General features: G+C 62.5%; 19 protein-coding genes. 5 read left to right on the top strand and 14 right to left on the bottom strand.

What is annotated here, in order from left to right; all coding sequences use genetic code 11:
• Positions 1-319 precede the first annotated feature (319 nt).
• From DKM43_RS11155 to DKM43_RS11135, 3 genes are all read left to right on the top strand, one after another.
• A complete protein-coding gene (locus DKM43_RS11155; RefSeq protein ID WP_109798585.1) occupies positions 320-547 on the top strand; it encodes a hypothetical protein in 228 nt (75 codons plus the stop codon).
• 472 nt (positions 548-1,019) lie between these two features.
• Positions 1,020-2,300 (top strand): DUF6538 domain-containing protein, encoded by a 1,281-nt coding sequence (locus DKM43_RS11150; RefSeq protein ID WP_109798584.1) that lies wholly within the window; start codon positions 1,020-1,022, stop codon positions 2,298-2,300.
• A 1,033-nt stretch (positions 2,301-3,333) separates the two neighbouring features.
• The gene (locus DKM43_RS11135) at positions 3,334-4,647 is read left to right on the top strand and encodes an NRAMP family divalent metal transporter (protein WP_236632529.1); all 1,314 of its coding nucleotides are present in this window, start codon (positions 3,334-3,336) and stop codon (positions 4,645-4,647) included.
• On the opposite strand, the gene DKM43_RS11130 is transcribed toward DKM43_RS11135, so the two are convergent.
• Genes DKM43_RS11130 through DKM43_RS11120 form a run of 3 tightly spaced genes read right to left on the bottom strand, consistent with a single transcriptional unit; the run spans position 4,644 to position 7,619 of the window.
• Positions 4,644-4,976, bottom strand: coding sequence for a hypothetical protein (locus DKM43_RS11130; protein WP_109798582.1), 333 nt, complete (start codon positions 4,974-4,976; stop codon positions 4,644-4,646). The two genes, DKM43_RS11135 and DKM43_RS11130, sit on opposite strands and share 4 nt — an antisense overlap.
• Before the next feature lie 23 nt (positions 4,977-4,999).
• The gene (locus DKM43_RS11125) at positions 5,000-5,758 is read right to left on the bottom strand and encodes a hypothetical protein (protein WP_109798581.1); all 759 of its coding nucleotides are present in this window, start codon (positions 5,756-5,758) and stop codon (positions 5,000-5,002) included.
• A gap of 19 nt (positions 5,759-5,777) precedes the next feature.
• On the bottom strand, positions 5,778-7,619 hold the full coding sequence (locus tag DKM43_RS11120; RefSeq protein ID WP_145960504.1) for a hypothetical protein: 1,842 nt from the start codon (positions 7,617-7,619) through the stop codon (positions 5,778-5,780).
• Positions 7,620-8,158: 539 nt separating this feature from the next.
• Here DKM43_RS11120 and bchE point away from each other — a divergent pair.
• Both bchE and bchJ read left to right on the top strand, forming a co-directional pair.
• A complete protein-coding gene (gene bchE, locus DKM43_RS11115) occupies positions 8,159-9,766 on the top strand; it encodes a magnesium-protoporphyrin IX monomethyl ester anaerobic oxidative cyclase (RefSeq protein WP_109798579.1) in 1,608 nt (535 codons plus the stop codon).
• A gap of 11 nt (positions 9,767-9,777) precedes the next feature.
• Positions 9,778-10,344, top strand: coding sequence for a bacteriochlorophyll 4-vinyl reductase (gene bchJ, locus DKM43_RS11110; protein WP_161554076.1), 567 nt, complete (start codon positions 9,778-9,780; stop codon positions 10,342-10,344).
• 9 nt (positions 10,345-10,353) lie between these two features.
• Here bchJ and DKM43_RS11105 read toward each other — a convergent pair whose 3' ends face one another.
• From DKM43_RS11105 to DKM43_RS11055, 11 genes are all read right to left on the bottom strand, one after another.
• Entirely contained in the window at positions 10,354-10,842 is a 489-nt protein-coding gene (locus DKM43_RS11105; protein WP_109798577.1) for a DUF6702 family protein, read from the bottom strand.
• A 1-nt stretch (position 10,843) separates the two neighbouring features.
• Positions 10,844-13,315: a M1 family metallopeptidase gene (locus DKM43_RS11100; RefSeq protein ID WP_109798576.1), complete on the bottom strand. Its 2,472-nt coding sequence runs from the start codon at positions 13,313-13,315 to the stop codon at positions 10,844-10,846.
• A 153-nt stretch (positions 13,316-13,468) separates the two neighbouring features.
• Positions 13,469-14,314, bottom strand: coding sequence for a TorF family putative porin (locus DKM43_RS11095; RefSeq protein ID WP_109798575.1), 846 nt, complete (start codon positions 14,312-14,314; stop codon positions 13,469-13,471).
• A gap of 182 nt (positions 14,315-14,496) precedes the next feature.
• Positions 14,497-15,423, bottom strand: coding sequence for a DUF6733 family protein (locus DKM43_RS11090; protein ID WP_109798574.1), 927 nt, complete (start codon positions 15,421-15,423; stop codon positions 14,497-14,499).
• 283 nt (positions 15,424-15,706) lie between these two features.
• Entirely contained in the window at positions 15,707-17,239 is a 1,533-nt protein-coding gene (locus DKM43_RS11085) for a SulP family inorganic anion transporter (RefSeq protein ID WP_109798573.1), read from the bottom strand.
• Positions 17,236-17,931, bottom strand: a complete 696-nt coding sequence (locus tag DKM43_RS11080) for a carbonic anhydrase (protein WP_109798572.1) — start codon at positions 17,929-17,931, stop codon at positions 17,236-17,238. Before DKM43_RS11080 ends, DKM43_RS11085 begins: the two co-directional genes overlap by 4 nt.
• A gap of 118 nt (positions 17,932-18,049) precedes the next feature.
• The gene (locus DKM43_RS11075; RefSeq protein WP_201739851.1) at positions 18,050-19,357 is read right to left on the bottom strand and encodes an ATP-binding protein; all 1,308 of its coding nucleotides are present in this window, start codon (positions 19,355-19,357) and stop codon (positions 18,050-18,052) included.
• The gene (locus tag DKM43_RS11070) at positions 19,357-20,079 is read right to left on the bottom strand and encodes a response regulator transcription factor (protein ID WP_109798598.1); all 723 of its coding nucleotides are present in this window, start codon (positions 20,077-20,079) and stop codon (positions 19,357-19,359) included. Before DKM43_RS11070 ends, DKM43_RS11075 begins: the two co-directional genes overlap by 1 nt.
• A gap of 180 nt (positions 20,080-20,259) precedes the next feature.
• Positions 20,260-22,143, bottom strand: a complete 1,884-nt coding sequence (locus tag DKM43_RS11065) for an AMP-binding protein (protein ID WP_109798570.1) — start codon at positions 22,141-22,143, stop codon at positions 20,260-20,262.
• A 70-nt stretch (positions 22,144-22,213) separates the two neighbouring features.
• The gene (locus DKM43_RS11060) at positions 22,214-23,890 is read right to left on the bottom strand and encodes an MFS transporter (protein ID WP_109798569.1); all 1,677 of its coding nucleotides are present in this window, start codon (positions 23,888-23,890) and stop codon (positions 22,214-22,216) included.
• Between the two features lie 18 nt (positions 23,891-23,908).
• Entirely contained in the window at positions 23,909-25,360 is a 1,452-nt protein-coding gene (locus tag DKM43_RS11055) for a DcaP family trimeric outer membrane transporter (RefSeq protein ID WP_201739850.1), read from the bottom strand.
• Positions 25,361-25,498: the final 138 nt, after the last annotated feature.

Here is a 25,498-nt window from a genome sequence, read left to right as displayed (position 1 = left end):
CCCCCATGATCTGATGATCAAACAGGCGGCATGAACGACAACCGGGATTAGCTTAACTCAGCCGCCAAACTGTCCAAGAAGGCGGGACCACCTCACAATCACGTACGGGAAGAAGCACGGGCAAGGCACTTTCATCGTCTATTTTGACCGCCTTTACGCGCGCAATTGGGCCGACACCCTCAAAGCCGGCCAGGACCTGGAAGAGCTTTGGGAGCTCTGGAACGACTATGCTAAACCTGTCCGGAACGGATTGGCACATGGTGCACGAAAGTATGGCGATGAATGGCTCGACATAGCCCTTTCGGTAGATCGCCTTTTTATGATGCGGCTCGATGCAGCGATCACTCCGGTGATCGGCGGGACGCCCTTTGCCGATTTGCGCCAGCTTTCGCCGAGGCTCGATCGTGGCGACCCGTCGATCACTGCTGAAGGCGTGTTAAGAATTCCGCCGAACAAAGTGCGTGTCACGATTCCTTTAGATGATGCGGCCCACAGGCTGAATGGGTTAGTGTCACAGATGATGAACGGCGTGGGGTCAACGCACTGATCAGTACGATAGGCATCTGGTTCTACGTAAATCACGAGAGCAAAGTGTTGTACCGATAGACAAGTAGGCCGCATGAGTGGCCTTGATCTACGTTTAATCCGCGAACGATGTTTCACCGGTCTCAAATGGGATTCGAACTCACAGTCGTAATATAATAATCAATAGGTTACGCTCCAGAGAAGGTCGGAATCCGGCTCCGCTCCCACCGCCACCACCCTTGCAATGCTTGGGAAACCCTAGTATCTCGAAATCCTGTCTGTCTCCGATGGCCCTTATTGGGGCCGTTGGTGATACACCCGACCGGGTTTGATCTCCCAAAGGGTGATGGGAACGGCATCTATAATGGGCCATTCCGGCAAACCGTGCGACCCCCGACAAGAAGTCACAGGGAAGCAGGGCGCTCCAGCGTAGCGCATCAGAAAAAGCGAAACGATCACCCACTAACCTTGAGCCGGTTGGCGGAGCCGAAGCCATGACTGCTTGGGCTGCGCCGTTCCTGATGCGTCGCGGATTGGCATTCTACGTCCGCGTTCGCATTCCGGGCGATCTGGTCAATCTGGTGGGCGTACGTGAAGTTCGCCGGTCCCTTGGCCCTATGCGCTTTCACGAAGCTCGTCAGCTTGCAGCCAGAACCGGCTCGCAACTGAAGGACACATTCGCGATGATGCGTAATGCCAACAATCTGTCGAAGAACGATATTCGCAATCTGATCCGGGACTGCTTTGCCGAACTTGAGAAGGATCGGGACCGGGGTTTTGAACCCGTTACGTCAGAGCCTGATTTCGAAGTGCTCGACCAAGAGTCCATGGCGAAAGACCACCTCCGCACGTTGAAGCACCAGCTTTCAGCCGGGGCGTTCGAAGCCGACACCATCGCCGCCGCAAAACAGATGGCAGCCAGACAGAAGATCGATCTGGACGATGCCAGCGATGAGAAGCTCAAGGCCATTGTGGAGGGCGTAGTTCGAGCGATGATCGAAGCCGAGCAACTCTATCTTTTCCGGCTTGGTGAGGCCGATGCTCTTCTCACGGTCCCGACGATCTCCGACAAACAAGGGGTCCGTCGGGGTGTAAGGTGCGAGCCGGTCGGCCCGCCTGTCACCGCCAATGAAATCGGACAGCAGTTTCAGCTTGGGCCGGTGAGTTGCCAAAGTCTTTTCGGTCCATTCGACCTTCTTGTGGCGGCAATACTCTTCAATCAGTTCATCGACGGTGAACTGATCCAGCTTCACTTCACCGATTGCGTGCTCGATGGCCCGGTCCCCTATATTTCGATCAACGAGGAGTCGGACGCGAAGCACGGTGAAGACGGATACAAGCATGTGAAGTCGGATGCAGGGGTTCGCAAAATCCCTCTGCACCCCGACATCATGGCGTTGTGGTTCGCCGACTTCGTGAAGCGGCAGCGCAAAATGGCCGGATCGCCCAAGCGGGTGTTCCACAGGATCAAGTTCGGCATGGATGGCCAGCCCTCGACCGTGTTCTCGAAATGGTTTGGGCGCTTCCTCGACAAGATCGGCTTGGATGACCCGGCGCTCGTGTTTCACTCGTTCCGGCACAGTGCAGAGGACTATCTGCGGACGAACAAGGTCCCGAAGTACATCATCGACCAGATCATCGGCCACCAGGATCATTCGTCGGGTGGGGATTACGGGTTCGGCCTGTCCTTTGAAGACCTGCACGAAGTCATCGCCAGTCTGAAACTCCCCGTGCGGGTGCCCGAGTTGATCGAAGCTGCCGCCGGTTCGCAGTGAGAATGCCAGCGGCCTGCTACCTACAATACATCTACAAGGACAATTACAATGGGAAATACCCAGAAATCTGCCGTGTCTGCGGTGCTGAAGACCCCCATGGGGAAAAAGGCTCACGATGCGTTCTACAACGCAAAGCAGCGTTGCGAAAACGACAAGAACCCTTCGTATCCCCTCTATGGGAAGCTGGGAGTTAGGTTTCGTGGACAAAGGGTAGCCAGAGTTTGACTGAGGCGAGAGCGACGAAGCCGAGCTAGGATTCCTTGGTTTTGTCGTATCGGGTTGCAACGCGTCTGGCATCGCACCTTGCGTGGAGCTTGGTGGTGAAGCCACCGCGCGATCGGCCAAGCGCCTCGGTTTGCTGAGTCCCCTTTTTATGCCGACGGCACAATGATGTGCCCGGACCACCGTGCTGTCGATCATGTCGGCGGCCGTGTCGCGCCCCGCCAGTTCGGCCAGCGTCTCCAGCATGGCATCGAACACGCCGGTCGTGACCCATCGTCGATAGCGCCGGAACACACTGTTCCACTTGCCATACTCATCAGGCAGATGCCGCCACCCCGCCTACGCGGGTGCCTTGGAACTCCTGCGGGCAATGCTGCCAAGCGATCCTGTAGAGGCCCTGCCAACGAGGGCGCGCTATGATCCTAAGGCTGACTGCCTTGTTCCGTCGAACCGCTATGTCGGCGCGCCGCAGCGCGGTGAAAATGCGGCTGCCGGGCGCCAAGGCGATGCAGGACGTAATGGTGGCGGAGACGGCGTCATGGGCTTGAAGCTTTGCGATTTGCGTGAGTAGAGAGAACTCGGATTGACGTGCCCCCAAGGCTTGCACGGTCGTCGTTGCTGTGCCACCTAAGGGGTCAATCGACAGGGGTTCCTGGCAGAAGGCCCTGATTTTCTCTGATTGAGGCTTGACTCAGACACTCTCCCTCCGCCTCCACCACGCGTATTTCTTTGGTGTGGTCCCAGCCCAAGGCGAATGCCCGGCATCGTCCGGCGCGCCGGCTTCCTCAATCCCTGTCAAAGCTGAGCTGGCGTGACCGATCCTGAAGCAATCGCGCCGAGCCAATCGGTAGCACCGGCGCCACGCAGGCTGGCGCGGTTCGCGCGTGGGCCCCATCTGCGCGTGGGGCCGGGCCTGATTACCGGCGTTGCCGACGACGATCCCAGCGGTATCGCCACCTATTCGCAGGCCGGAGCGCAGTTCGGACTGAACATGCTGTGGACGATGCCGCTGTGCTATCCGTTCATGGCGGCCATCCAGCTTGTCTGCGCGCGCATCGGCCGCGTGACCGGACGCGGCATTGCGGCCAACATGAAAGCGGTGTTCCCGGTCCCCGTTGTGGCCGTGGTGGTGGGGCTGCTGCTGATTGCCAACACGCTCAACATCGCGGCCGACGTGGCGGCAATGGGCGAAGTGGCCGAACTCGTGACCGGTGCGCCGCGCCATGTCATGACGGTCGTATTCGTCATCCTGATGGCGGGCCTGCTGATCGCGATACCCTATCATCGCTATGTCAAGATCCTGAAGTGGTTGACCCTTTCCCTGCTGGCTTATGCGGCGGTGCTCTTTGCTGTCCATGTCCCGTGGGGCGAGGTTCTGGTGCGCACCTTCCTGCCCCGGCTGACCTTCGATGCGCAGGCGGCGGCCATGATCGTGGCGATCTTCGGCACGACGATCAGCCCCTATCTGTTCTTCTGGCAGGCATCGGAAGAAGTGGAAGACATGCAGCACGTGGCCGGGGCACGGCCGCTGCTCGACGAACCGGCAGCCGCACCGGCTGAGCTGCGCCGGATAGCGTGGGACACCTGGAGCGGCATGTTCTATTCGAACGTGACCGCATGGTTCATCATCCTTGCCTGCGGCGTCACGCTGCACGCATCGGGCGTGACCGACATCCAGACCGCCGCCGAGGCCGCCGATGCCCTGCGCCCTCTGGCCGGGGATATGGCGTTCCTGCTCTTTGCGCTCGGCATTCTGGGGGTTGGCCTGATAGGCGTGCCGACACTGGCAGGCTCTGCCGCCTATGGCCTTGCCGAAGCGATGGGCTGGCAGTGGGGCCTTGAACGTTCAGTCAACGAAGCACGCGGCTTTTATGGTGTGATCTTCATCAGCATGGCGCTGGGCATCGTGATCCAGTTCTCGCCCATCAACCCGATGAAGGCCCTGTTCTGGAGCGCGGTGATCAACGGCGTGGTCGCCGTGCCCCTGATGATCGCAATCCTGATGATCGCCGCCCGCAAATCCGTGATGGGCCAGTTTGCCGCAGGCCGCAGCGTTCTGGTGCTTGGCTGGATGGCAACGGCCATCATGGCCGCCGCCTCACTCTGGATGTTCTGGTCGGATTAGCTTTCGGACAGGCGGCAGTGGATACGATAGGCTCTGGTATCAGGCTCTGTGCTATCGGCGGGTGTGCCTTCGGCCAATATTGATCCGATCCACGATAGACCGGGCTGGCTTACCGGATCGGTTCCATAGAGAACATGGACCAGACACAGGATCAGGATGTCGCGGCGCGAGGCAATGGCGTGACGGCAGCACAGCTCCACGCCCGCGCGGGTGCGGGCAAGCAGTTCGGCATCCGGCATGACGCTGACGATGCCGGGATGCGCGGTGCGGATCAGCGCGGAAAACTCGACTGCGGCGCGCTCGGCCATGTCGCGCTCGAACGCGGCCATGACCGCCGGGGATATATCCAGCGTCAAAACGCCCACCACTGGCCATCGATCATGCCGGCGCGAAGGCTGTAGCGGTAGGGCCGCGCCGCATCTGGCACCGTGGCGATGACCGGATCGCCGTTCTTGCGCGTCACGGCAAGCAACCGTCCGCCTGCAACCGGACGATAGACCAGATCATCGGGCACGAGTGGTTTCAGCCCGGTCACAGGGAAGTTGAGCGTAAGCAGCTCGGTGAGTTCCTCGATCTGCTCCTGCGGGTCCAGCCCCATGGCTTCGGCCAGATCGCGCAGCCCCGGTTCCGATGCCCTCATGAAATGCGCAACATCCCCGCGCTCGACCGCCGCCTGAAGTCCGACGATCCACGCAAAAAGCGCTTCCGCATCGGCCGGAGTGCCCGCCGAAAGCCGCGAGCGCTGCCAGCGCATCGGTGGTGCAGGCCGGGCCGAAAAGCGTGCTTCACGCTGGAGAGGCGGCACTTCGGTCTCGTCGCCCGGAGGGGCTGACCAGCGGATTTCGGCAATCACCTCGCCTTCGGGCTCACCAGCAGGCGCGCCGGGAGGAAGTGCGATCAGCACCGCGTCGGCGCTCCGTTCAACCGGGCGTTCGGGCGGGATCGGCGGCGGCAGGATGCGCGCGGACATGATGCCCGTCGGTTCGGTGATCCACGGAGCCGCAAAGGCGAGCCGGTTGCTGGCCGCAGACCCTGTGACGCTGGCCAGCGGCACGTCGTTGACCGAAACCTCGCAGGCAACACCGCGCGATTCGAGCTTCAGGACATACATGGCAAGTGCCTCCGCGCGATCATGCCTTGAGAAAGTCCATTTCGAAAAACGGTTCGGTCTGGGGGATGAGCACTTTCGGGCCGGCTGACCAGAACTCGTGCCCCATGGCGGCAACGGTGGCCGTTGCGACGAGGCTCTTGAAACCGGCGGTAACGCCCAGCGTTGGGTTCTTCTCCAGACTGGCTGCATAGCCTCCGGTCACCAGCAGCCCCCCGGTGACGCTGGCATCGACATAGATTGCCTTCAGGGCATGCAGTTTGGCCTGAAGCTTTACCGTGACATCGCCGAGAAGCTGGACCTTGCCATAACGATCCACGTTCTCCAGCTCCTCGTATTCGCCAGCGAGCGAAACCGTGCCGGTCAGTGATCCGAGAACCCGCGCATCGAACAGTTCGGCGGAGGTCTTCTTGCCCAGGTGGTTCATTGCCTCGCCGAAAGCCAGCTTGAAGCCGAAGCTCAGCTCAACCGAGGCGGATACTATCGCGGCGCTGGCGAGTATCCCGCAATAGCGCTCCACCCGCATTCGCTTGGTCGAGGACTTCAGTCCCCAGACCAGCTTCACCGTGCCGCTGGGGCCGCTGATCGTGCCCTTCAGTGCCCAGCCGACCTGCACCTTGGAATTGAGGAAGCTGGCCATCCGCGGCAGGTCTTCCAGCAGAACCTTGGCGATGAGGATACGCTCACGCCAGGTCTTCATGTCGCCGCCGATCGTCACGCCATTGTATTTGAGCGAAAGGCCAAGTTGCTCGGCAAAGCCCGGCGGTGCCTGCCCCGGTGTGAGGTATTCGCCAGTGGTCACGCTGCTGTCCGACAGGGTGCCCCCTTTGGCGCCGCTTGCCTCGAAACGGTTGCTGGTTTCGGTCCGTGCGAAACTGCCGGACGATCCGTCCTCCAGCCGGAGGTTGGCCTCTTTGCCCTTGACCGTAGAGGTCTGGGTGAAGGTGGTGCGGCCACCATCAGAGGTGACGAGGTTTCCGGTTGTTCTGCTGGTCTGGCTTGTCCGTCCGGTTTGGCTGATGCCATTGGCATCGCGCCCAGCCAGCGGCGTGCGATTGATCGAGGTGCTGCCGGTCTGCACCGACCGGGAGGAAAAGACGCTGCCGTCGGTGCCGGTCTGCCGGTTCCACGCCACCGATGCCGTTCCCGACTTTTCGAAGAAGGTCGATGGCTGCGCTTTGGCAGGGATCGCGACCTCAAGCGTCAGCAGGGCTTCGGGATAGACCACGACATCAGCCGAGATCGAACCGACAGCCCTTGGCGCATTGCGATTGCCGCAAGTGCCAAGCGAGACGCGATAGGCTTTGCCCAGATCGCGGCGCTGCCACAAAGCCCACGCAATCTGGAACGGTGCTGCATAACCGCCAAAGGCATCGTCCGACACAAGCCGTTCAGCGTAGAACATGAACTGCCCGGTAGCGAAGCCTTCGCGCCGGAGAATACCTTCAGGATCGGACGCACCGATAACCGGCCCCTTGACCAGTTCCACCGGCCGCGGACTGATTTCGAGCAGGGCATGCCCACTGCTGCCGCAGTAGCCAGGTCCGGGCCGGGCCGAAATGTCGATCCTGGCCCCCTTGCCCTGTGCATTGCCACTGCTGGGCGGTGGGGCAGCGACCACCTCGATCCGGATATACCGCATGGCAAGAGGACCGCAGGCCGGGCCTGGACGGGTTGGCCCGCCGCTGAGCGGTGCAAGGATGACCGGCTCCATGACCGGCTTGTTCTGTTCCTTCAGCAGTTTGCCCAGCCAGCCCAGCCCCATGAACTGCGGCCAGACGGTGGGAGACGGTGGCGAGAGCGCCAGGGTCAGCGATTCAACATCACAGGGCTTGGTGTGATCGGTGCGCACAGGCGCAGCCACCCCTCCCGCGCTGCCCTGCCTGAGCGGGCACATCTGCACCGGCGCGAGCGGCAAAAAGGAAACCTGAGGCGGAGTAGAAAGCGAGGCTGGCGCCGATTGGGGGACTGGCCCAGACGATGATTGCGGGGACGATGATTGCGGGGACGAAGATTGCGGGGGCGGTGCAGGCAACAGAGGTGAAGGACGATAGGACGCCGCCGGCTCGGACAGGAGCTTCAGCGATGGTGCAGCAAAATCGGACCAACCGGAACCCTTGCTTGCCATCTGGTTGCCCCTTGAAAGAAATAGTGACGCGGCTTCGACTTTCCAAGGAAAGCTCTGCGCCAAGTCAATGACAAGCTTAGGGTGAGTCAATCGGCCAGGCAATGACTGTAATCACAGGGCGAAAAACCTGCATCTGCGATCATTGAAACTTGCCTGACTCCATCTGCTTACGCCTCTATGCCCCGGCATATCTAGCGGTCGGCCATTGCGCTGGATCAATGTTCGACTGTCCAGATCGGTGGACACATGATGTGTCAAACCAAGAAGGGCAACCCATGCGCATCCTGCTGATTCATCCGAATTATCACTCCGGCGGTGCGGAAATCGCAGGCAACTGGCCTCCGGCATGGGCAGCCTATCTTGCCGGAGCATTGCGCAGGGCGGGCCACAATGACCTGCACTTCATCGATGCAATGACCGATCACATATCCGATGAGGACTTGCGCGAGCGCATTGCCGATTTGCGCCCCGATATCGTCGGAACCACGGCGATTACGCCTGCGATCTACAAGGCGCAGGAGGTTCTGCGCATGGCCAAAGATATTTCGCCCGCGATCGTGACTGTCCTCGGCGGGGTGCATGCCACTTTCATGTTCCGCCAGGTTCTGACCGAAGCACCGTGGATCGATGCCATCGTGCGCGGCGAAGGCGAGGATATCCTTGTCAATCTGGTGCGGGCCATTGATGAAGGCCGCTGGCCGCTGGCGCGGCATGCGATCGATGGCCTTGCCTTTCTCGATGGTGGAGAGATCATCGCCACACGGGCTGCACCCACCATCAGGGATCTGGACGCCATTCGCCCGGACTGGGGTATTCTTGACTGGGCCAAGTATATCTACATCCCGCTGGGCAAACGCGTGGCGATACCCAACATGGCGCGCGGCTGCCCCTTCACATGCTCGTTTTGCTCGCAGTGGAAGTTCTGGCGCGATTACCGCATACGCGATCCCAAAGCGGTGATCGACGAGATCGAGACGCTGGTATACGATCATGACGTGGGATTTTTCATCCTTGCCGACGAAGAACCGACCATCAACCGGAAGAAGTTCATCGCCTTTTGCGAGGAACTGATCGCGCGCGGTCTGCCGGAAAAGATCCAGTGGGGCATCAACACCCGCGTGACCGACATCCTGCGCGACGAGGAACTGCTGCCCTTTTACCGCAAGGCCGGCCTTGTCCATGTCTCGCTTGGCACCGAAGCGGCGGCCCAGCTCAAGCTTGACCTGTTCAACAAGGAGACCACGGTCGAGCAGAACAGGAAGGCCATCCGCCTGCTGCGGGAGGCCGACATTCTGGTGGAAGCGCAGTTCATCGTCGGGCTGGAGAACGAGACGGCAGAGACGCTTGAGGAAACCTACCGCATGGCGCAGGACTGGGAGCCCGATCTGGCCAACTGGTCGATGTACACGCCCTGGCCCTTCTCCAACCTGTTCCGCGAACTGGGCGACAAGGTGGAGATCTACGATTTCGACAAATACAATTTCGTCACCCCGATCATCAAACCTGCCGCGATGGAGCGTGGCGAACTGCTGGACAGGGTGATGAACAATTATCGGCGCTTCTATATGCGCAAGGCGCTCTTCTCCTATCCCTGGCAGGGAACCGGATACAGGCGCAAATACCTTCTCGGCTGCCTCAAGGCGTTTCTCAAGGCCGGATTCAAGCGAACCTTCTATGATCTGGGCCGCGTCAACTACTGGGGGCCACAGTCGCGCGGGAAGGTGAACTTCGGCTTTGACGAAATGCGCCGTCTGGCTCCGGCGCAGGCAGTGGACATGAACGAGGACTGGGTTGCTGCCGCCGACCGCAGCCGAAAGGCACAGGTGGCCATTGTCAAAGCCTGCGGGGGCGGCGGCGAGCAACTGGCCGACAGCGCACAATGACAACGCCAGCCATGGCGAAAGTCGGCCCTAATGCCGTGCTACAATTGACTGATGTGCTGCGTGAACGCATTTCTGCCAGCACCATGATTGCAGCATTCACCGCCGCGGGGATTGCGCGCTATCTTGACCGGCCACCGCAATGCATGATCGACGAGACCGAGGTAGCAGCCCTGCACCACGCCCTGCTGCGCGCCGCGCCGGGCACCGGCCCAAATTTGTGCGCCGAGGCGGGCACCCGCACAGCTGACTACCTGCTCGCCAACCGCATACCCGCTTTCGCGCAAGTGTTGCTGCGCCTGCTCCCACCGGGCCTAGCCGCACGCCTGCTGGTGCGAGCCATCGCCCGCAATGCTTGGACCTTTGCCGGATCAGGCATGTTCTCGGCCAGTTTTCCCGGTGGTCGGAAGTTGGTGCTGGAAATTGCGCATAACCCCCTCGCCCTGCCAGGCTGTCCGTGGCACTGCGCGGTGTTCAACCGCCTCTTCACCGTCCTCGTCTCGCGGCACCTGCGCATGACGCATCGCGATTGCTGCGCCGCTGGTGCCGATAGCTGCCGATTTGAAATCGGCTGGGTCTAGTGTTGGTGCCTAGAATGAAACGATCTGCGCCTCGCTTCCGGCAAGGCGCAGCGTGCGCACGGTCTGGCCGCGCCGGACGACGACCTGATTGACCTGTTTCGCATAGACATCACGCAGGATCGTGGACTGGAGACTGAGCGTCTTCGGCGTGCCTCTCAGTGTGCCTTCATAATCGACCCGAACCTGCTGCACGCCCACGTCGATGCTGCGGAAGGCAAGCGGCACCGGCGTTGCGCCGACGCGGATCGTGAAGCGGGCTTGCAGATAGCCTTTCAGGGCCTCGATCGCATCAGGATCATCGAGGCTGGTCTGCGCGGCGGGCGCGATAGCGGCCAGCGCCGGTTCGAGATCGTGCGCCTCGAACCGGTGCGACACGACAAGATGACCGCCCGGCTCGATGGTGACGACGCTCATCGCATCGTGACCGCGATGGGCCTGTGCGGACGCAGCGGCGGCCATGACGGCGAAGGCAGCCGCGAAGCGCAGCATTGCCGCCATGCTACTTGCCCGCGGGCGCATCGTAGGTCTGGAGCGAACCGGGCAGCACCTTGCGGTCCGAATCCTTCATGCGGTTCTTTGCATCCTCGCGCTTGTCGATCCCCAGCGTCAGCGGTTCGATCCGGCCGGCGTAGATGTTGTTCGAACGGTCCGCGTCGGCCGTTTCCCACATCGGGTCAATCTCGGCGCGCACCAGGGTCTTGGGCGTGACATGCTGCCACGTGACCTTGCGGCTGTTGTAGCGCCAGATTTCGGCGGGAATGCGTTTCGTCTCGCTCGACCCGTCGGCAAAATCCATCTTGAGGATCACCGGCATCACCAGCCCGCCCCGGTTCGAGAAGGTGAAGCGGTAGAAGTTGTCGGTCACGAGCCGGGCGGCCTTTTCCTCGGCAGTGAGATCCTTGAGCGCATCGGCGGCCTTGCGCTTGTCGGCGGCGGTGGCATCGAGCGGATCGATCTGGTCGTAGAAGTCGCGCGTGGCCGGATCGCGTTCGGTCACGGTCTTTTCGGCATTGCGCGTGACCGTGAGCGATTTCGGTTCGGCATCGCGCTCCTTCTTGCGGCGGGCGGCGGCGGCCACGGCATCGGCCGGTTCCAGCGTTGCCTGCACGACCTTGTCCAGTGCGATGTCGACATGGTCGGTCGAGTAGAACCACCCGCGCCAGAACCAGTCGAGGTCCACTCCGCTGCTTTCCTCCATCGTGCGGAAGAAGTCATAGGGCGTGGGGTGCTTGAAGCGCCAGCGCTCGGCATATTCGCGGAATGCGCGGTCGAACAGGTCACGCCCCAGCACCGTTTCGCGCAGGATGGTGAGCGCGGTGGCGGGCTTGCCATAGCCGTTCGCGCCGAACTGGAGCACCGAGTCCGACTGCGTCATCAGCGGCACCTGATTTTGCGACAGCATGTATTCGGCAATGTCCTTGGGCTCGCCGCGCCGCGATGGGAAATCCTTGTCCCACAGCTTTTCGGCCTGGAACTGGAGGAAGGTGTTCAGTCCCTCGTCCATCCACGTCCACTGCCGTTCATCCGAATTGACGATCATCGGGAACCAGTTGTGCCCGATCTCGTGGATCACAACGCCTATCAGGCCATACTTGGCGCGCTCGGTATAGGTGAGGTTGCCGGTCTTCTTGTCCTTCACCGGGCGCGGGCCGTTGAAGGTGATCATCGGATATTCCATGCCGCCCACCGGCCCGTTGACCGATTGCGCCACCGGATAGGGATAGGGGAAGGCAAAGCGGCCATAGACATCGATCGTGTGGGCGATGGCCTTGGTCGAATAGGCATCCCACAAAGGCCGCGCTTCCTTGGGAAAGAAGCTCATCGCCATGACGAGCGGCTGTTCGGCATAGTTCTGCCGCACGCCCAGCGCATCCCATGCAAACTTGCGCGAGGACGCCCAGCCGAAATCGCGCACGTTCTGCGCTGCGAAGATCCAGGTCTTTTCCCCCGCAGCCTTGCCGCGTTCGGCCGCCAGCGCCTCTTCGGGCGTGACGACATAGACAGGAGACTTGGCGGTCCTGGCCTGTTCCAGCCGCTGGCGCTGCACCGGGCTGAGCACGGCATCGGCATTCTGAAGGACGCCGGTTGCCGACACGACATGATCTGCCGGAACCGTCAGCGCCACCTTGTAGTCACCGAACTCCAGCGTGAACTCGCCCGAACCGAGGAAAGCCTTGTTGTGCCAGCCTTCGTAGTCGGAATAGACGGCAAGGCGCGGAAACCACTGCGCGCCTTCGAAGATGCAGTTGCCGTCCTCGCCGGGCTGGGTGAAGCATTCATAGCCCGAACGCCCGCCCACCACGTTGGCCTCGGCCATGGGGAAGGACCACTCGATGCTGAAGGTCGTCTCGCCGCCACCCGCCGCAACGGCCTGCGCCAGATCGATGCGCAGCAGGCTGTCGACCACGGTGAACGGCAGCGGCTTTCCTGCCGCATCGCGCACCGCTGTGATGGTGAAGCCGCCTTCCCATTCCTGCATCCGCTTGGCGCGGCGCACTTCATCAAGACTGATCTTGTCGCCGCCGACGGTATTGGTCAGCTCCGCGATGGAGTTGCGCTTGTAGTCGTTCTGGTCGAGCAGGAGCCAGAGGTAAGGCAGGCTGTCGGGCGAATTGTTGCGGTATGTCACCATCTGGGTGCCGCTGACGGTGCGCTTGCCCTCGTCAAGCCGCGCCTTAACGTCATAGTCCACCTTCTGCTGCCAGTAGCGATGGCCGGGTGCGCCCGACGCATTGCGATAGTCGGTGGGCGTGGGCCATTCCTCGCCTTCAAGCTGGCGGAACTTGTCCTCGAAGCCGCCCTTGGTCTGTTCGATCGGGTTGGCCAGCGCTGCGCCGGCAAGGACGGGAACGATGGCAAAGGCAGCCGATGCCGCCAGCGCGGCCCGGAAAGACGTGGTAACGGAAGACAAGTGCGCCCCTTTCGATTGATCGGGCGGCAGACTGGAAGAGAGGCTCGGCGCCGTCAACATCCTATGTGGGGCAAGAAGGCCGCGGGACGCGGCGCCGCTGCGTTCGTACAGGAGTTCATATGAGGCTTCTCATAAGACAAGGCCCCCGCGCCGTGTTGACGCGGGGGCCTGCCCGGAGCCGGTTTCCCGGCCCTTCAGCAGATCATGGCACGATCAGAATGCGACCGTGGCCGAGACCACAACGCGCGAACCGGCGATGTTCGAGCCGTCCTTCGTCGAGGAGAAGTTCGGGGTGAGATAGTTATACTTCGACGGGCTGAGGTTGGTGTCGACATAGGCGACGCCGAGCGTCACGTTGCCCAGCGCGTAATCCGCACCGAGAAGCCAGTCCACGTATTCGCCGGTGGGCGAGATCGAGGTGCCCTGAGGGCCAAGACCCCGGTTGCCGCCCTTGGTGTAGCCGAGGTGGCCCTTGAGGGTGAGGTTGGTGTCGGGGATGGTCGTCGAGGCGTCGGTCCAGATATAGACGTTGTCGGCCTTGGCGCCGGGGTTGTTGTAAACGCCGTTCACGGCCGCAGCGCCGTTATTGTACCACTGGCCAAGCGCTTCCTGCTTGGGCGCATAGGCGACGCCAAGGAGCAGGTTGGCCGGACCGGCTGCACCCGAAATCTTGACGTAGGGCTCGGCAAAGTCGGTGTTGTCGAGACCGCCCGGATACATATACCAGGTCAGGCCGACATCGACGGTGACGCCGCTGATTTCCTTCTTGTAGCCGCCGTAGATGTCGAGTTCCATGTTCGAACCGGCGAAGGTTCCCCAACCGGCAAGGTTGGAACCCCAGGTGCCGACATAGAAACCGCTTTCATGCGCCACAGTGACGCCTGCCTGAACGGCCATTTCCTTGTCAGTCATCGAAACGCCGCGGAACCGGTAATCGGAAACGAGAGCTGCGCTGCCCGAAACGGTGATGGGGCCGGATTCGGCATCCTGCGCGAAAGCGGGGGTTGCGGCAGCGGCAACGGTGGTGGCAGCCAGTGCTGCAGCAAGACGGATCTTCATCTGGAACGCTCCCTGTATAGGTTATCGCGTTCCACCTGCGTCTGCTGCGCAGAACCTCTCGTGGGGCGCTGTCGTAGCAGAGCCCCAGAGATAGCAGACAATTGCTGCACTGCAAGATATTTCTTCCCGACCGTGACGGAAGGTTTCCGGAGACCCCTTCCGTCACTCAGGGAGCTCAAGCCTCAAAAGCTCATGCCGACGCTCATCTTGTAGAAGTCGCCGGTATCGCCCGAACCGATCGAGCCACCCCCGGTGAAGCGCGCGAAAAGGCCCTTGGGCAGCGAGAACTGGACATAGCCGCCCAGCCATTCATAGGTCTTGGCGGTATTGCCGCCCGGATAGGTATTGCGGGTGTTGTAGAGCAGTTCGTAGTGCGGGCCGAAGGACACGTTGCTGGTGGCCTTGTAGCCGAAGTTCAGCCAGGTGTGCGCAAAGTCGAGCGCGGCATTGCCGTTGCGCTGGCGCAGCGCGGCATAATACCCACCATAGTATTCCGCCTCGAAGGTGTCGTCGCTGTAGTTGATGGTCAGGCTCGGCACGATGCCATCGAGGAAGCGCGCGCCCTGGGTGTTGCCGCCGGCAATCTGTCCGCCCGAAAGCAGCGAGCCGTTGGTGATGCCAAGCTGCGGCTTCACCTTGAGCTTGCCATCCATGAGGTTGAAGTTCACGCCGACACCGAACTCGGTCCACAGGTCATCACCGGTATTGCCCTGACCGAGACCGAAAGCAGGCTTGGTCCAGAAAATGCCGTAGAAGCTGAAATCCATCGTCTCGTTGACGGGGATCAGGCCGTTGAACGACGGGTTGAACCCGAAGAAGCTGTCCTGGTTGAGCGCTACGGTATAGCTCGCCTCGCGACCACCGGCGGCGCCGCCGGCCCCATCCTGCGCAAGCGCGTAGCGGCCCTGCCTTGCAATGCTTTCGGCAGTCACAGGCGAAACGCTGTAACCCGACGCGATATTGCTGGCAGAAAAGGATACGGATTCGCTGTCTCTGGCGGCCTCGGAGACAATGGCCTCTTCGGAGGCAGCCTCTTCCGCGGCGAGCGCAGGCGACGACAGAACGCACAGCGCAGCGGGCAGAACGGTAAGGATCGAACGGGTATTCATATGGAACGCTCCCTGAATCTGGGTTTCACGTTCCACCTGCGTCTGGCGGCTCTTCCCTTCGTTGCGAGGACGATGGCACCAGAGCCTTCTGGTTAACGCAGGACTAGGTCCCGATCATTTCGCAACTGCAAAAAATCGTTTATTTTTAATAATTTGATCTTACACATCAGACACCGGCCAGACATTCGGGACATTGACCGGAAATCCGGCACAGAAATGGGCCGGCTCATTGGGCGAGCCGACCCTACCGGATTGCGGGCAAGCGCCGGGAGAGGCGCTGCTATCAGGCCACCAGCGCAAGCGATTTGAGTATCGGTGCAGGCCCCGTGATCTTCACGTCATCCCCGCGCAGCCGCCGCCGCGAGAGCCATTCGGTGAGCATTTCCGCGGTGGTATGATCCATGGCGTGAACGCCATCCAGATCGACATGGACGGGCTTGCGCGGCGGCAACTGTTCCAGCACGCCGAGCAGCTTGGACAGGCCCACGAACGTGGCCGCACCCTGAAGCTCCAGCTTTACCGTATCGCCCACCACCCGTTCGGCAACCTGCAACTTAAGGTTGCGCAGGTTGGGCACGATCTCGAAGGCCGAGAGGACAAGGCCAGCAATCACCCCGGTGAGGAGATCAGTAGTCACCACGAGGACGAACGTGGCCGTCCAGATGAGCGCAGGCAAATAGCCATGGACCTTGAACAGGTGGCGCACATGCTTGAGACTGACAAGCTTCCACCCGGTCACGACCAGCACGCCGCCAAGCGCTGCCATCGGCACTTCGCGAAGGATGAACGGCAGCAGCGCCACGAAGCCGAGGATCCATGCCCCGTGCAGGACGGTTGACAGACGAGTCCTGGCGCCTGCCTGCACATTGGCCGAACTGCGCACGATCACGCCGGTCATCGGCAGGGCATTGAAGACGCCGCAAAGCAGATTGCCCACGCCCTGCGCGCGCAGTTCCTTGTTGTAATCGGTGCGCACACCATCATGCATCCGGTCAACCGCAGCTGCGGAAAGGAGCGTTTCGGCGCTGGCAATGAAGGCGATGGCAATGGCCGAGACAATCATCGAGCCTTGCGTCAGGGTTTCAAGATAACCTCCTGCGGGAAGCGCGAAGGCCGCCGCAATCGAATCCGGCACCGAGATGCGCGCCACATCAAGGCTGAAAGCCCATGCCACGAAAGTGGCGGCAAGAACCCCCAGCAACGCGCCCGGAAGAAGCCCCAGCCTTGCGGGCTTCAGCTTTTCCCACGCCATCATCGTGCCGATCGTCAACAGCCCCAGCATAAGCGCCAGTTCGGTCGAGCGCAGATCGAAAGGGGTCAGCCCCAGAACGCGCGCGGGCATCATGGCGAGATTGTCGATCCCGTTCGACAGCGGCTTGGCATCGAACAGGATATGGAACTGGCCGATCACGATGAGCGCACCGATCCCGGCCAGCATGCCATGCACCACGGCGGGCGAAATGGCCCTGAATGCACCGCCCAGACGCGCAGCGCCGGCAAGCAGTTGCAGCGCACCCGCAAGCACCAGCACCGGGCCCAGCGCCGAAAGGCCATTATCGCGCACGAATTCGAAGACGATCACCGCCAGACCGGCGGCCGGACCGCTGACCTGAAGCGGCGAGCCTGCCAGCAGGCCAACGACGATGCCGCCGATAATGCCTGTGACCAGCCCCTTCTCCGGCGGAACGCCCGACGCAATGGCAATGCCCATGCACAGCGGCATTGCCACCAGAAAGACCACGATGGAAGCCGTGAAGTCTCTGGCGAAGAAGCGGGAAAAGCCGCCTGCGTCAGCCGTCTCCGCCGCGCCGGTCATTCTGCGGCCTCGGCCTGAAAGGTATCAATGATCTGGCGCGCGCGGGCCGGAAGGGCAACGGGCAGCGGCTGGTCCTCGCGCAGGGGGGTGAACTCGCCGGTCTCGCCATCAAGGCCGAGCACGACGCCCGCAGAGATATCGACAAACCAGCCGTGCAGCGCCATTTCGCCGCGCGCGATGGCCGCCGCCACCGATGGGTGGGTGCGCAGATGGGCGATCTGGGCAATGACGTTCTGGAGGCTGACAGCGCGCACGCGGGCATCGCCGTGCAGGTTGGGCGAGCAGCTTGAAACGATGTGTTCTGCCGCAGCGCCATGGCGCAGCCAGGCAACCACGCTGGGCATCCCTTCCGGCAATTCGGGCGCGGACAGAGCCTTCATCGCGCCGCAATCGGAATGGCCGCACACGATGATGTCGCGCACGCCAAGCGCGACCACCGCATATTCGACCGTGGAGGACACGCCGCCGTTCATCGTGGCAAAGGGCGGAACCATGTTGCCTGCATTGCGGCATACGAACAGTTCGCCCGGTCCAGCCTGCATGATCTGTTCGGGCACGATGCGCGAATCCGCGCACGAGATCATCAGCGCCTTGGGGGCCTGCCCCTCGGTGGCAAGCTTGCCGAAAAGTTCGCGGCTGTCGGGGAAAACGGTCTTCTCGAAGCTGAAGACGCGGCCGATGAGTTCGTTCACGGCACCATACCTTTTCACAAGGCCGCCTGACCGGGATCGGTGGCGGCTTGCGTTATAAAGTATGTATGCGCTCTTTCTTCATTCCGACATTTCTGTAACGAAGTGTTTCCTCGCCAAATTACGCAGGTGCGAGCGGAAATTGCAGCGTGATTACAAGGCCGCCTGTCGGCTTGTTTCGCAGATGCAGCGTGCCGTGATCAAGCTGCACCGCGCGCCGCACGATGGCAAGACCAAGCCCCATGCCGGGCGTATCGCGCGACCGTGCCGTATCGAGCCGGACAAAGGGCTGGAGCACGTCGTTCATGCGATCTTCCGGGATTCCGGGGCCATCGTCCTCGACCACCACTTCGGCTTTGTCCGCGTCGCGGCGCACGGTTACGCGCACATTGCCGGCATAATGGATCGCGTTCTCGATGAGGTTGGCCAGCGCCCGGCGCAGCGACACCGGGCGCGCCAGAATGACAAGGCTTTCCAGCCCATGAAAGCTTGCATCCCCGCCATCGTCAGCGGCCGTATCGACCAGCGTCTGCGCCATGACGGCAAGATCGACCCGCTCTGGGGCAAGGCGGGTTCCGCCACTGTCGACGAAGGCCTGAAGCGATTCGAGCATGTGGCGCATTTCGCCCAGATCGACCGCCATTTCGCGGCGCGTTTCCTCGTCGACCGCGAGATTTTCCAGCCTGAGCTGCAAGCGCGACAGCGGCGTGCGCAGATCGTGGCCGATCGCCAGCATCGACTGCGTGCGATTCGTCATCGATTCGTGGATGCGCTGCTGCATCTCGTTGAAGGCGGTAATCAGTTCGCGCACCTCCGAGGCGCCGCGCGGCTCTAGCGGCTGGGGCGGACCTGAACCGACATTGCGCGTTGCCGCCACCAGCATCCGCAGGGGCGCCAGCGTTGCGCGGAACATCACCCAAGCCAGAAACGCCAGCACCAGCGTGGGCAGGAGCAGCGTGGCAATCCGCCCGAGATTGAGCGTCCAGGCATTGCTGGCATAAGTCTGGAACTGGAGCACGCTGCGATCGGGCAGCAGCATGGAGCCAGTGATGGCCCCGCCCCCGCCAATGGGGCGAAGCTGCAATTGCAGATCGGCACGGGCAAGATCAGGCGAAGCCGCGACGATCTGCTGGCGCATGGTGGCGAGCGGCACCGATCCTGCGGCGCGCGACCCCTGGGCCTGCCACTCGAACGAGAAGCGCCTGGTGCTCAGCGTCCTGGCAATGCGTTCGCGGTCTGTGGCGGGCGTCTGTTCCAGCGCACGGCTGGCAAGGATGAGGTTTTCGGCAATGCGCGACGCGTCGTCCTCGCGCACGGCGAAGTGGCTGGCCCGGTCGAACAGCAGCGTGTTTGCGGCAAAATCCACCCCGGCCACCAGCAACAGGATGGCAAGCAGCCGCTCAGGCAGACCGAAGCGGCGAGCAAGCATCAGGCGCGCTGGACTTCCGCCTTGAACATGTAGCCCACGCCGCGCACGGTGACGATGGGCGCGCTGCCGCCAGCAGCGGCAAGCTTGCGCCGCAGTCGGCTAACGAGCACGTCGACGCTGCGGTCCGAACTGTCCCCCAGCCGGGTGCGCGACAGTTCGATCAGGCGTTCACGGCCCAGCACGCGCTGCGGCTGACTGATGAAGGTGGCGAGAAGATCGAACTCCGCCCCCGTCAGATCGACCATGGCGCCCGATGGCGAGTGCAGTTCGCGCCGCGCCATGGAAACGGTCCAGCCATCGAAGCGGATATCGCCGCTGCGCGCGCCGGTATCGCCCGCCGTATCGGTGACGGTGCTGGAACCGCGCCGCAGCACGGCGCCGATGCGGGCCACCAGTTCGCGCGTGCTGAAAGGCTTGGGCAGGTAATCGTCCGCGCCCAATTCAAGGCCCAGCACGCGGTCTTCCTCGCTGCCACGGGCCGAAACGAAGATGATCGGCACATCGCTTTGCCGCCGCAGCCGCCGGAACAGTTCGATCCCGCTGGTGCCCGGCAGCATGATGTCGAGCACGACCAAGTCGGCCGGTTCACTTTCCAGCGCCACCCACATTTCCGCGCCGGTGGCCGCCGTTCGCACGTTGTAGCCGTTTTCGCGCAGCGCGCGCGCCGTGAGGGTCCGCAGCGGTCCGTCGTCTTCCACCAATACGATCGAGGTCGGTTGCATAAAATCCCGGTGCGTTTGCAGCAGCACTTGGCCACGATAGCAGGCGCAAGCGTCATGCCAAGGTTGAACTCGCCCCATAGCTGCGCGCGCGGTTTTGCCCGCGACCGGCCTTCATGCAACAAAATATTGCCGCAATGCAGAATATGAACGATTTCGTCCGAATTGTCGGAACAAAGCGCCCTAGACCGCGTGGTGCTCTGCCACCAGCGACTGCAACTGCGCCGGGACGGCCGGATCATCAATAGTGGGAGGCGTCGTCCATGCCTCGCCATTGACGATCCTGCGCAGGAGATTGCGCAGGATCTTGCCCGACCGCGTCTTGGGCAGGCCCCGTGCGACATAGGCAGTCCTGAGCGCCGCCACCGGGCCGAGTTCCGCACGCACTGCGGCAACGACGCGCGCCGCAAGACCGGAATCGTCATCGAACCCGGCGCGCGGCACAACAAAGGCGATGGGCACCATGCCCTTGATCGCATCATCGGCCCCGATCACCGCGCATTCGGCCACGCCTTCGACGGCGGCGACGATCTGCTCCATCTGCCCGGTCGACAGGCGATGCCCGGCCACATTGATGATGTCATCCGTGCGGCCCATGATGTGGACGAAGCCTTCTTCATCGATAAAGCCCGCATCGCCGGTTTCGTAGTAGCCGGCAAACGTGGCGAAGTTCTTCGCGTAACCGGCAGGATTGTTCCACAAGGTGCGGAACGCGCCAGGTGCGAGCGGCGCCTTGATGACCACGGCGCCGCTGTGCCCGGCCGGAACAGGATGGCCTGCCTCGTCCAGAACGGCGAAGGCATAGCCGGGCACGGGAAAGCCCGCGCTGCCGCGCTTGCGGCGCAGATCGCCCAGCGCAAAGCACGAAGCAATGGCGGGCCAGCCCAGCTCGGTCTGCCACCAGTGGTCGATCACCGGCAGGCCGGACTTGTCCTCAAGCCAGCCGATCGTATCGGGATCGGCGCGCTCGCCCGCGAGGAAGATCGCCTCGCACCGGCCTGTGCCGATGTTCTTGAGCAGGCGGGCATCCGGGTCTTCCTTGCGGATGGCGCGGATGGCGGTGGGCGCGGTGAAGAAGGTTTTCACCCCGTGCCGCGCGATCACGCGCCAGAACGTGCCCGGATCGGGCGTGCCGACGGGCTTGCCCTCGAACAGGACCGTCGTCGCCCCTACCAGCAGCGGGGCATAGACGATGTAGCTGTGCCCGACGACCCAGCCCACGTCCGATGCGGCCCAGAACACGTCGCCCGCGTCAATCGCGTAGATGTTGCGCATCGACCAGGCGAGCGCGACGGCATGGCCGCCGTTCTCCCGCACGACGCCCTTGGGCGTGCCCGTGGTGCCCGACGTGTAGAGGATGTAGAGCGGATCAGCGGATGCGACCGGCACTGGCGCGGGCACGGGATCGGCCGCCGTGGCTGCGCGCAGGCTTTCCCAGTCAAGATCGCGCGGGGCTTGAAGATCGGCGCGCAGGCGGTCCCGCTGGAACAGGACCACGCGCTCAACCTGATGGCGGGCCAGCGTCAGCGCCTCGTCCACCATCGGCTTGTAGGCAACGGTGCGGCTGCCCTCGATCCCGCACGATGCCGTCAGCAGCACCCTGGGCGTTGCATCATCGATCCGCTTGGCCAGTTCCAGCGGCGCAAAGCCGCCGAACACCACCGAATGCACCGCCCCCAGCCTTGCGCAGGCAAGCATGGCAAAGACGGTTTCGGGGATCATCGGCATGTAGATGATGACCCGGTCCCCCTTGGCCACGCCAAGGGCGGCCAGCATGGCAGCAACCCTGCCGCTTTCTTCAAGCAGTTCGGCATAGGTGAAGCGGCGGACCGTATCGGTCACGGGACTGTCGTAGATGAGCGCCGCAGCATCGCCGCGCCCTGCGGCAACGTGGCGATCAAGGCAGTTGGCGGCAGTGTTTAGCGTTCCGCCGGGAAACCAGCCCGCCGCTTCGGCATAGGCGGCCGAAGGCTGTGCGGTCCAGTCTATCGCCTGTGCGGCATCGCCCCAGAATGCCTGCGGATCGGCGATGCTTTCCTGCCATGCCCGTTCGTATGCTGCGCTCATGTCCTCACCCGATTCCCCAAACGGTCGGAGCAGGTATCGGCGCAAACCGGCACCTGCTCCAAGTCAGACCTTAGTCGTCTATGCTGCGTTTGTGCGTTTCCGGCAGGAAAATGAGGCCGATCACGCAAGTGGCCGCCGCCACTATCACCGGATACCAGAAGCCATGGTAGATATCCCCGTTGGCCGCCACCATGGCAAAGCCGATGGCAGGCAGCAGGCCGCCGAGCCAGCCATTGCCGATATGGTAGGGCAGGCTCATCGAGGAATAGCGGATCCGGCTTGGGAAAAGTTCAACCAGCATGGCCGCAATGGGGCCATAGACCATCGTTACCAGCAGCACGAGGTAGAACAGGATCGCCACGACCAGCGGCCGGTTGATCTGATCGGGATCGGCACTTGCCGGATAGCCGACCTTTTCCAGTTCGGCGGTGATCGCCTTGGTGAAGGCGGCAATGGCGGCCTTCCTTTCCTCGCCCGAAATCCTTGCAGGATCAGGTGCGGTCATCGTGGTGCCGCCGATCTGGATGGTGGCGACGGTGCCCGCCGGGGCCTCGACGTTCTCGTAGTTCACCGCTGCCTTGGCGAGCGCATTTTTCACTATATCGCACGAGGTCGCATCGAACTTGTTGCCGCCCACCGGATCGAACTGCGAGGAGCATTCGCCCGGATTGGCCACGACCCTGACCGGAGCATTGGCAAGCGCGTGCGCAAGCGCCGGGTTGGCGGCTGCCGTCAACATCTTGAACGCGGGGAACAGGGTGAGCGCGGCGAGCGCGCAGCCGGCAAGGATGATCTTCTTGCGGCCGATCTTGTCTGAAAGCCAGCCGAAGAACAGAAAGAACGGGGTAGCCAGAGCCAGCGCGACAATGATGAGGGTATTGGCGGTAAGGCCATCAACCTTCAGCATCTTTTCAAGGAAATACATCGCGTAGAGCTGACCGGTGTACCAGACCACGGCCTGCCCCGCGATGGCGCCAAAGAAGGCGATCAGCACGATCTTGAGGTTCTTCCATTCGCCGAAGGCTTCTGACAGCGGGCGCTTGGACGAAGTGCCCTCTTCCTTCATCTTCTGGAAGACGGGCGATTCATGCAGTTTCAGGCGCAGCCACAGGCCGATCGCCAGAAACACGCCTGAAAGCAGATAGGGAATGCGCCAGCCCCATGCGCGGAACGCCTCTTCGCCCACGCCCGTGACGGGCGAGCGCACGAGGATGACTATGAGCAGCGCCATGGCCAGCCCCGCCGTCGCGGTGATCTGGATCCAGCTGGTGTAGAAACCGCGCTTGTTGTTGGGCGCATGTTCGGCAACGTAAGTGGCCGCGCCGCCATATTCGCCGCCAAGGGCAAGGCCCTGGAACATGCGCAGCACCACCAGCATGATCGGCGCGGCAACGCCGACGCTTTCATAGGTGGGAAGGCAGCCGACAAGGAAAGTGGAAAGCCCCATCACCAGCAGCGTGACGATGAAGGTATAGCGCCGCCCGACGATATCGCCGATCGCGCCGAATACCAGCGCGCCGAACGGGCGCACGATGAAGCCCGCGGCAAATACCAGCAGCGCCATGATGAACGACGTGGTGGGGTTCAGCCCGGTAAGAAACTGCGCCGCGATGATCGCGGTGAGCAGCCCATAGAGGTAGAAATCATACCACTCGAACACCGTGCCCAGCGATGAGGCGGTGATGATGAGTTTTTCGCTGTGTGTTGCCCGGTGATGCTTGGGCAAGGTGTCTTCCAGAGTTGCCATCGGTCCTCTTCCCCGTTCTTAGAATGTGTACTTCGCCGCCATTTCGACGCGATCCATCGTGCCCGACAGCCCGCTTGCAACCTTGCGGACGGCGTGGCGGTATTCAATTCCGAAATCGAGATTGCGCACCGGCGACCAGAACAGGTTGCCGGCAAGGCTCCATGCCTCGACATTGGCAAGGGCGGGCCTGCCGATGGCGTCGGGATAGCCGGCGTGCTGGTATCCGGCCATGAATGTGGAACGCAGGGTTTCGGTCCAGCCCAGCTTGACCGAGGCCCAGCCCGCCAGATTGTCGACCAGATAGAGCCGGTCGGCCACGGCGCGGTCATATATCGCATCAGGCGCATAGCCTACGGTGAAATAGCGGCCGATCCCCCGGCCCACCGCACCCATGAAGCGGATATCGTGGCGATTGCCGGGGCCGAACATGATCTTTCCGCCAACGCTCGCGCCATAGCCCAGCGCATTGTCGCCCATCCCGCCGCCATGCACCGAAACGCTGCGCACCAGCCCCGCGATGTGCAGTTCCTTCGTCTTGTCGTGATAGGCCAGCTTCGCCACGAAATCGGGCATCCGGTCCTGATCGTTGTCGACCATGGCGGCAGAGGTGGACGTGAGCGTTTCGGTCTGCGGGTTTTCCGCCGCAAGATAGAGGTCCAGCCCCCGGCCCAGCGGCTGGCGATATTGCACCATCATCTGCCGCACGAAGACCGAGCCATCCATCGGCCCCACGAAATCGGTGGATTCGGGCAAATGGGCAGGGTTCTGGAAGGTGGTCCATTCCTGCCCGATCAGCAGGTTGCCATAGCTGATGAAGCCGCGCCGGAAGGTGGGGGTATAAGCGTTGGTGGCGCGCTGCGCACCAAGGGGCGCGGCCGCCAGCGCGAAATCGAACTCGATATGGCCTTTCAGCTCCTTGCCCGCCACCGGGGTGCTGGTGGAAAAGAACAGCCGGGTCTGGCGGGCATGGCCGATGACATCCGTGCTGGCCGCGCCGCCCACCGGAATCTGCTGCGGCAGGAAGAACTCCTTGCCCAGCGATCCCCCCGCCAGTTCGCCATTGCCGAAGCGGGTGACGCTGCCGACCACCTTGACGAAGCCGCCCAGCCGCCAGCTTGTGCCGCCCATGCGGAAACCGTCGGGCTGGGCGGGAACCTGCCCGGCCTTTGCCTCAAGCGCGGCAATGCGCACCGCAGCGGCATCGGCCTTGGCCTCGGCAGCCCTTGCCGCCTGTGTTGCCGCGTCATCCGTCAACGGCTTCTCGGCCGAAGCCTGCCGGGCCTCGCGCAGGGCTGCCTTCATGTCGGCCATCTCGGCTTCAAGGCGCAGGAGCCGCGCTTCGAGTTCGGCCTCGCGGCTGGACGCAGGCGCGGCTGCATGCACTGCGGCAGGCATCAGGACTGCGGGGGCGGCCAGCGCGGTTGCTGCCAGCAGCGCCTTCAGGGTCCGCAAACGCCGTGCGATCATCATTCCTCTCCCGGCACCCCGCTTTCGGGACATCCTGCCGTGAATGTCGATCGGTTCGGCCTTGCCAGCCAGACAGAGGATGGTCTTAGTTCTACGACTATTGTCTAAAGGCGGGCAGGTTGCGCAGACCGTAAACCTTGC

Source organism: Novosphingobium meiothermophilum, from assembly GCF_003171715.1.
GTDB lineage: Bacteria > Pseudomonadota > Alphaproteobacteria > Sphingomonadales > Sphingomonadaceae > Novosphingobium > Novosphingobium meiothermophilum.
This window is presented reverse-complemented; position numbering and strand designations above follow the sequence as displayed.

What these genes read in the sequence shown, in the direction of transcription:
- DKM43_RS11085 (WP_109798573.1), bottom strand. Translation starts at nt 17,239, where the DNA reads ATGACCGGCGCGGCGGAGACGGCTGACGCAGGCGGCTTTTCCCGCTTC.
- DKM43_RS11155 (WP_109798585.1), top strand. Translation starts at nt 320, where the DNA reads ATGATGCGGCTCGATGCAGCGATCACTCCGGTGATCGGCGGGACGCCC.
- DKM43_RS11090 (WP_109798574.1), bottom strand. Translation starts at nt 15,423, where the DNA reads ATGAATACCCGTTCGATCCTTACCGTTCTGCCCGCTGCGCTGTGCGTT.
- bchE (WP_109798579.1), top strand. Translation starts at nt 8,159, where the DNA reads ATGCGCATCCTGCTGATTCATCCGAATTATCACTCCGGCGGTGCGGAA.
- DKM43_RS11095 (WP_109798575.1), bottom strand. Translation starts at nt 14,314, where the DNA reads ATGAAGATCCGTCTTGCTGCAGCACTGGCTGCCACCACCGTTGCCGCT.
- DKM43_RS11070 (WP_109798598.1), bottom strand. Translation starts at nt 20,079, where the DNA reads ATGCAACCGACCTCGATCGTATTGGTGGAAGACGACGGACCGCTGCGG.
- DKM43_RS11105 (WP_109798577.1), bottom strand. Translation starts at nt 10,842, where the DNA reads ATGGCGGCAATGCTGCGCTTCGCGGCTGCCTTCGCCGTCATGGCCGCC.
- DKM43_RS11125 (WP_109798581.1), bottom strand. Translation starts at nt 5,758, where the DNA reads ATGTATGTCCTGAAGCTCGAATCGCGCGGTGTTGCCTGCGAGGTTTCG.
- DKM43_RS11065 (WP_109798570.1), bottom strand. Translation starts at nt 22,143, where the DNA reads ATGAGCGCAGCATACGAACGGGCATGGCAGGAAAGCATCGCCGATCCG.
- DKM43_RS11060 (WP_109798569.1), bottom strand. Translation starts at nt 23,890, where the DNA reads ATGGCAACTCTGGAAGACACCTTGCCCAAGCATCACCGGGCAACACAC.
- DKM43_RS11075 (WP_201739851.1), bottom strand. Translation starts at nt 19,357, where the DNA reads ATGCTTGCTCGCCGCTTCGGTCTGCCTGAGCGGCTGCTTGCCATCCTG.
- bchJ (WP_161554076.1), top strand. Translation starts at nt 9,778, where the DNA reads ATGGCGAAAGTCGGCCCTAATGCCGTGCTACAATTGACTGATGTGCTG.
- DKM43_RS11130 (WP_109798582.1), bottom strand. Translation starts at nt 4,976, where the DNA reads ATGGCCGCGTTCGAGCGCGACATGGCCGAGCGCGCCGCAGTCGAGTTT.
- DKM43_RS11100 (WP_109798576.1), bottom strand. Translation starts at nt 13,315, where the DNA reads ATGTTGACGGCGCCGAGCCTCTCTTCCAGTCTGCCGCCCGATCAATCG.
- DKM43_RS11150 (WP_109798584.1), top strand. Translation starts at nt 1,020, where the DNA reads ATGACTGCTTGGGCTGCGCCGTTCCTGATGCGTCGCGGATTGGCATTC.
- DKM43_RS11055 (WP_201739850.1), bottom strand. Translation starts at nt 25,360, where the DNA reads ATGATGATCGCACGGCGTTTGCGGACCCTGAAGGCGCTGCTGGCAGCA.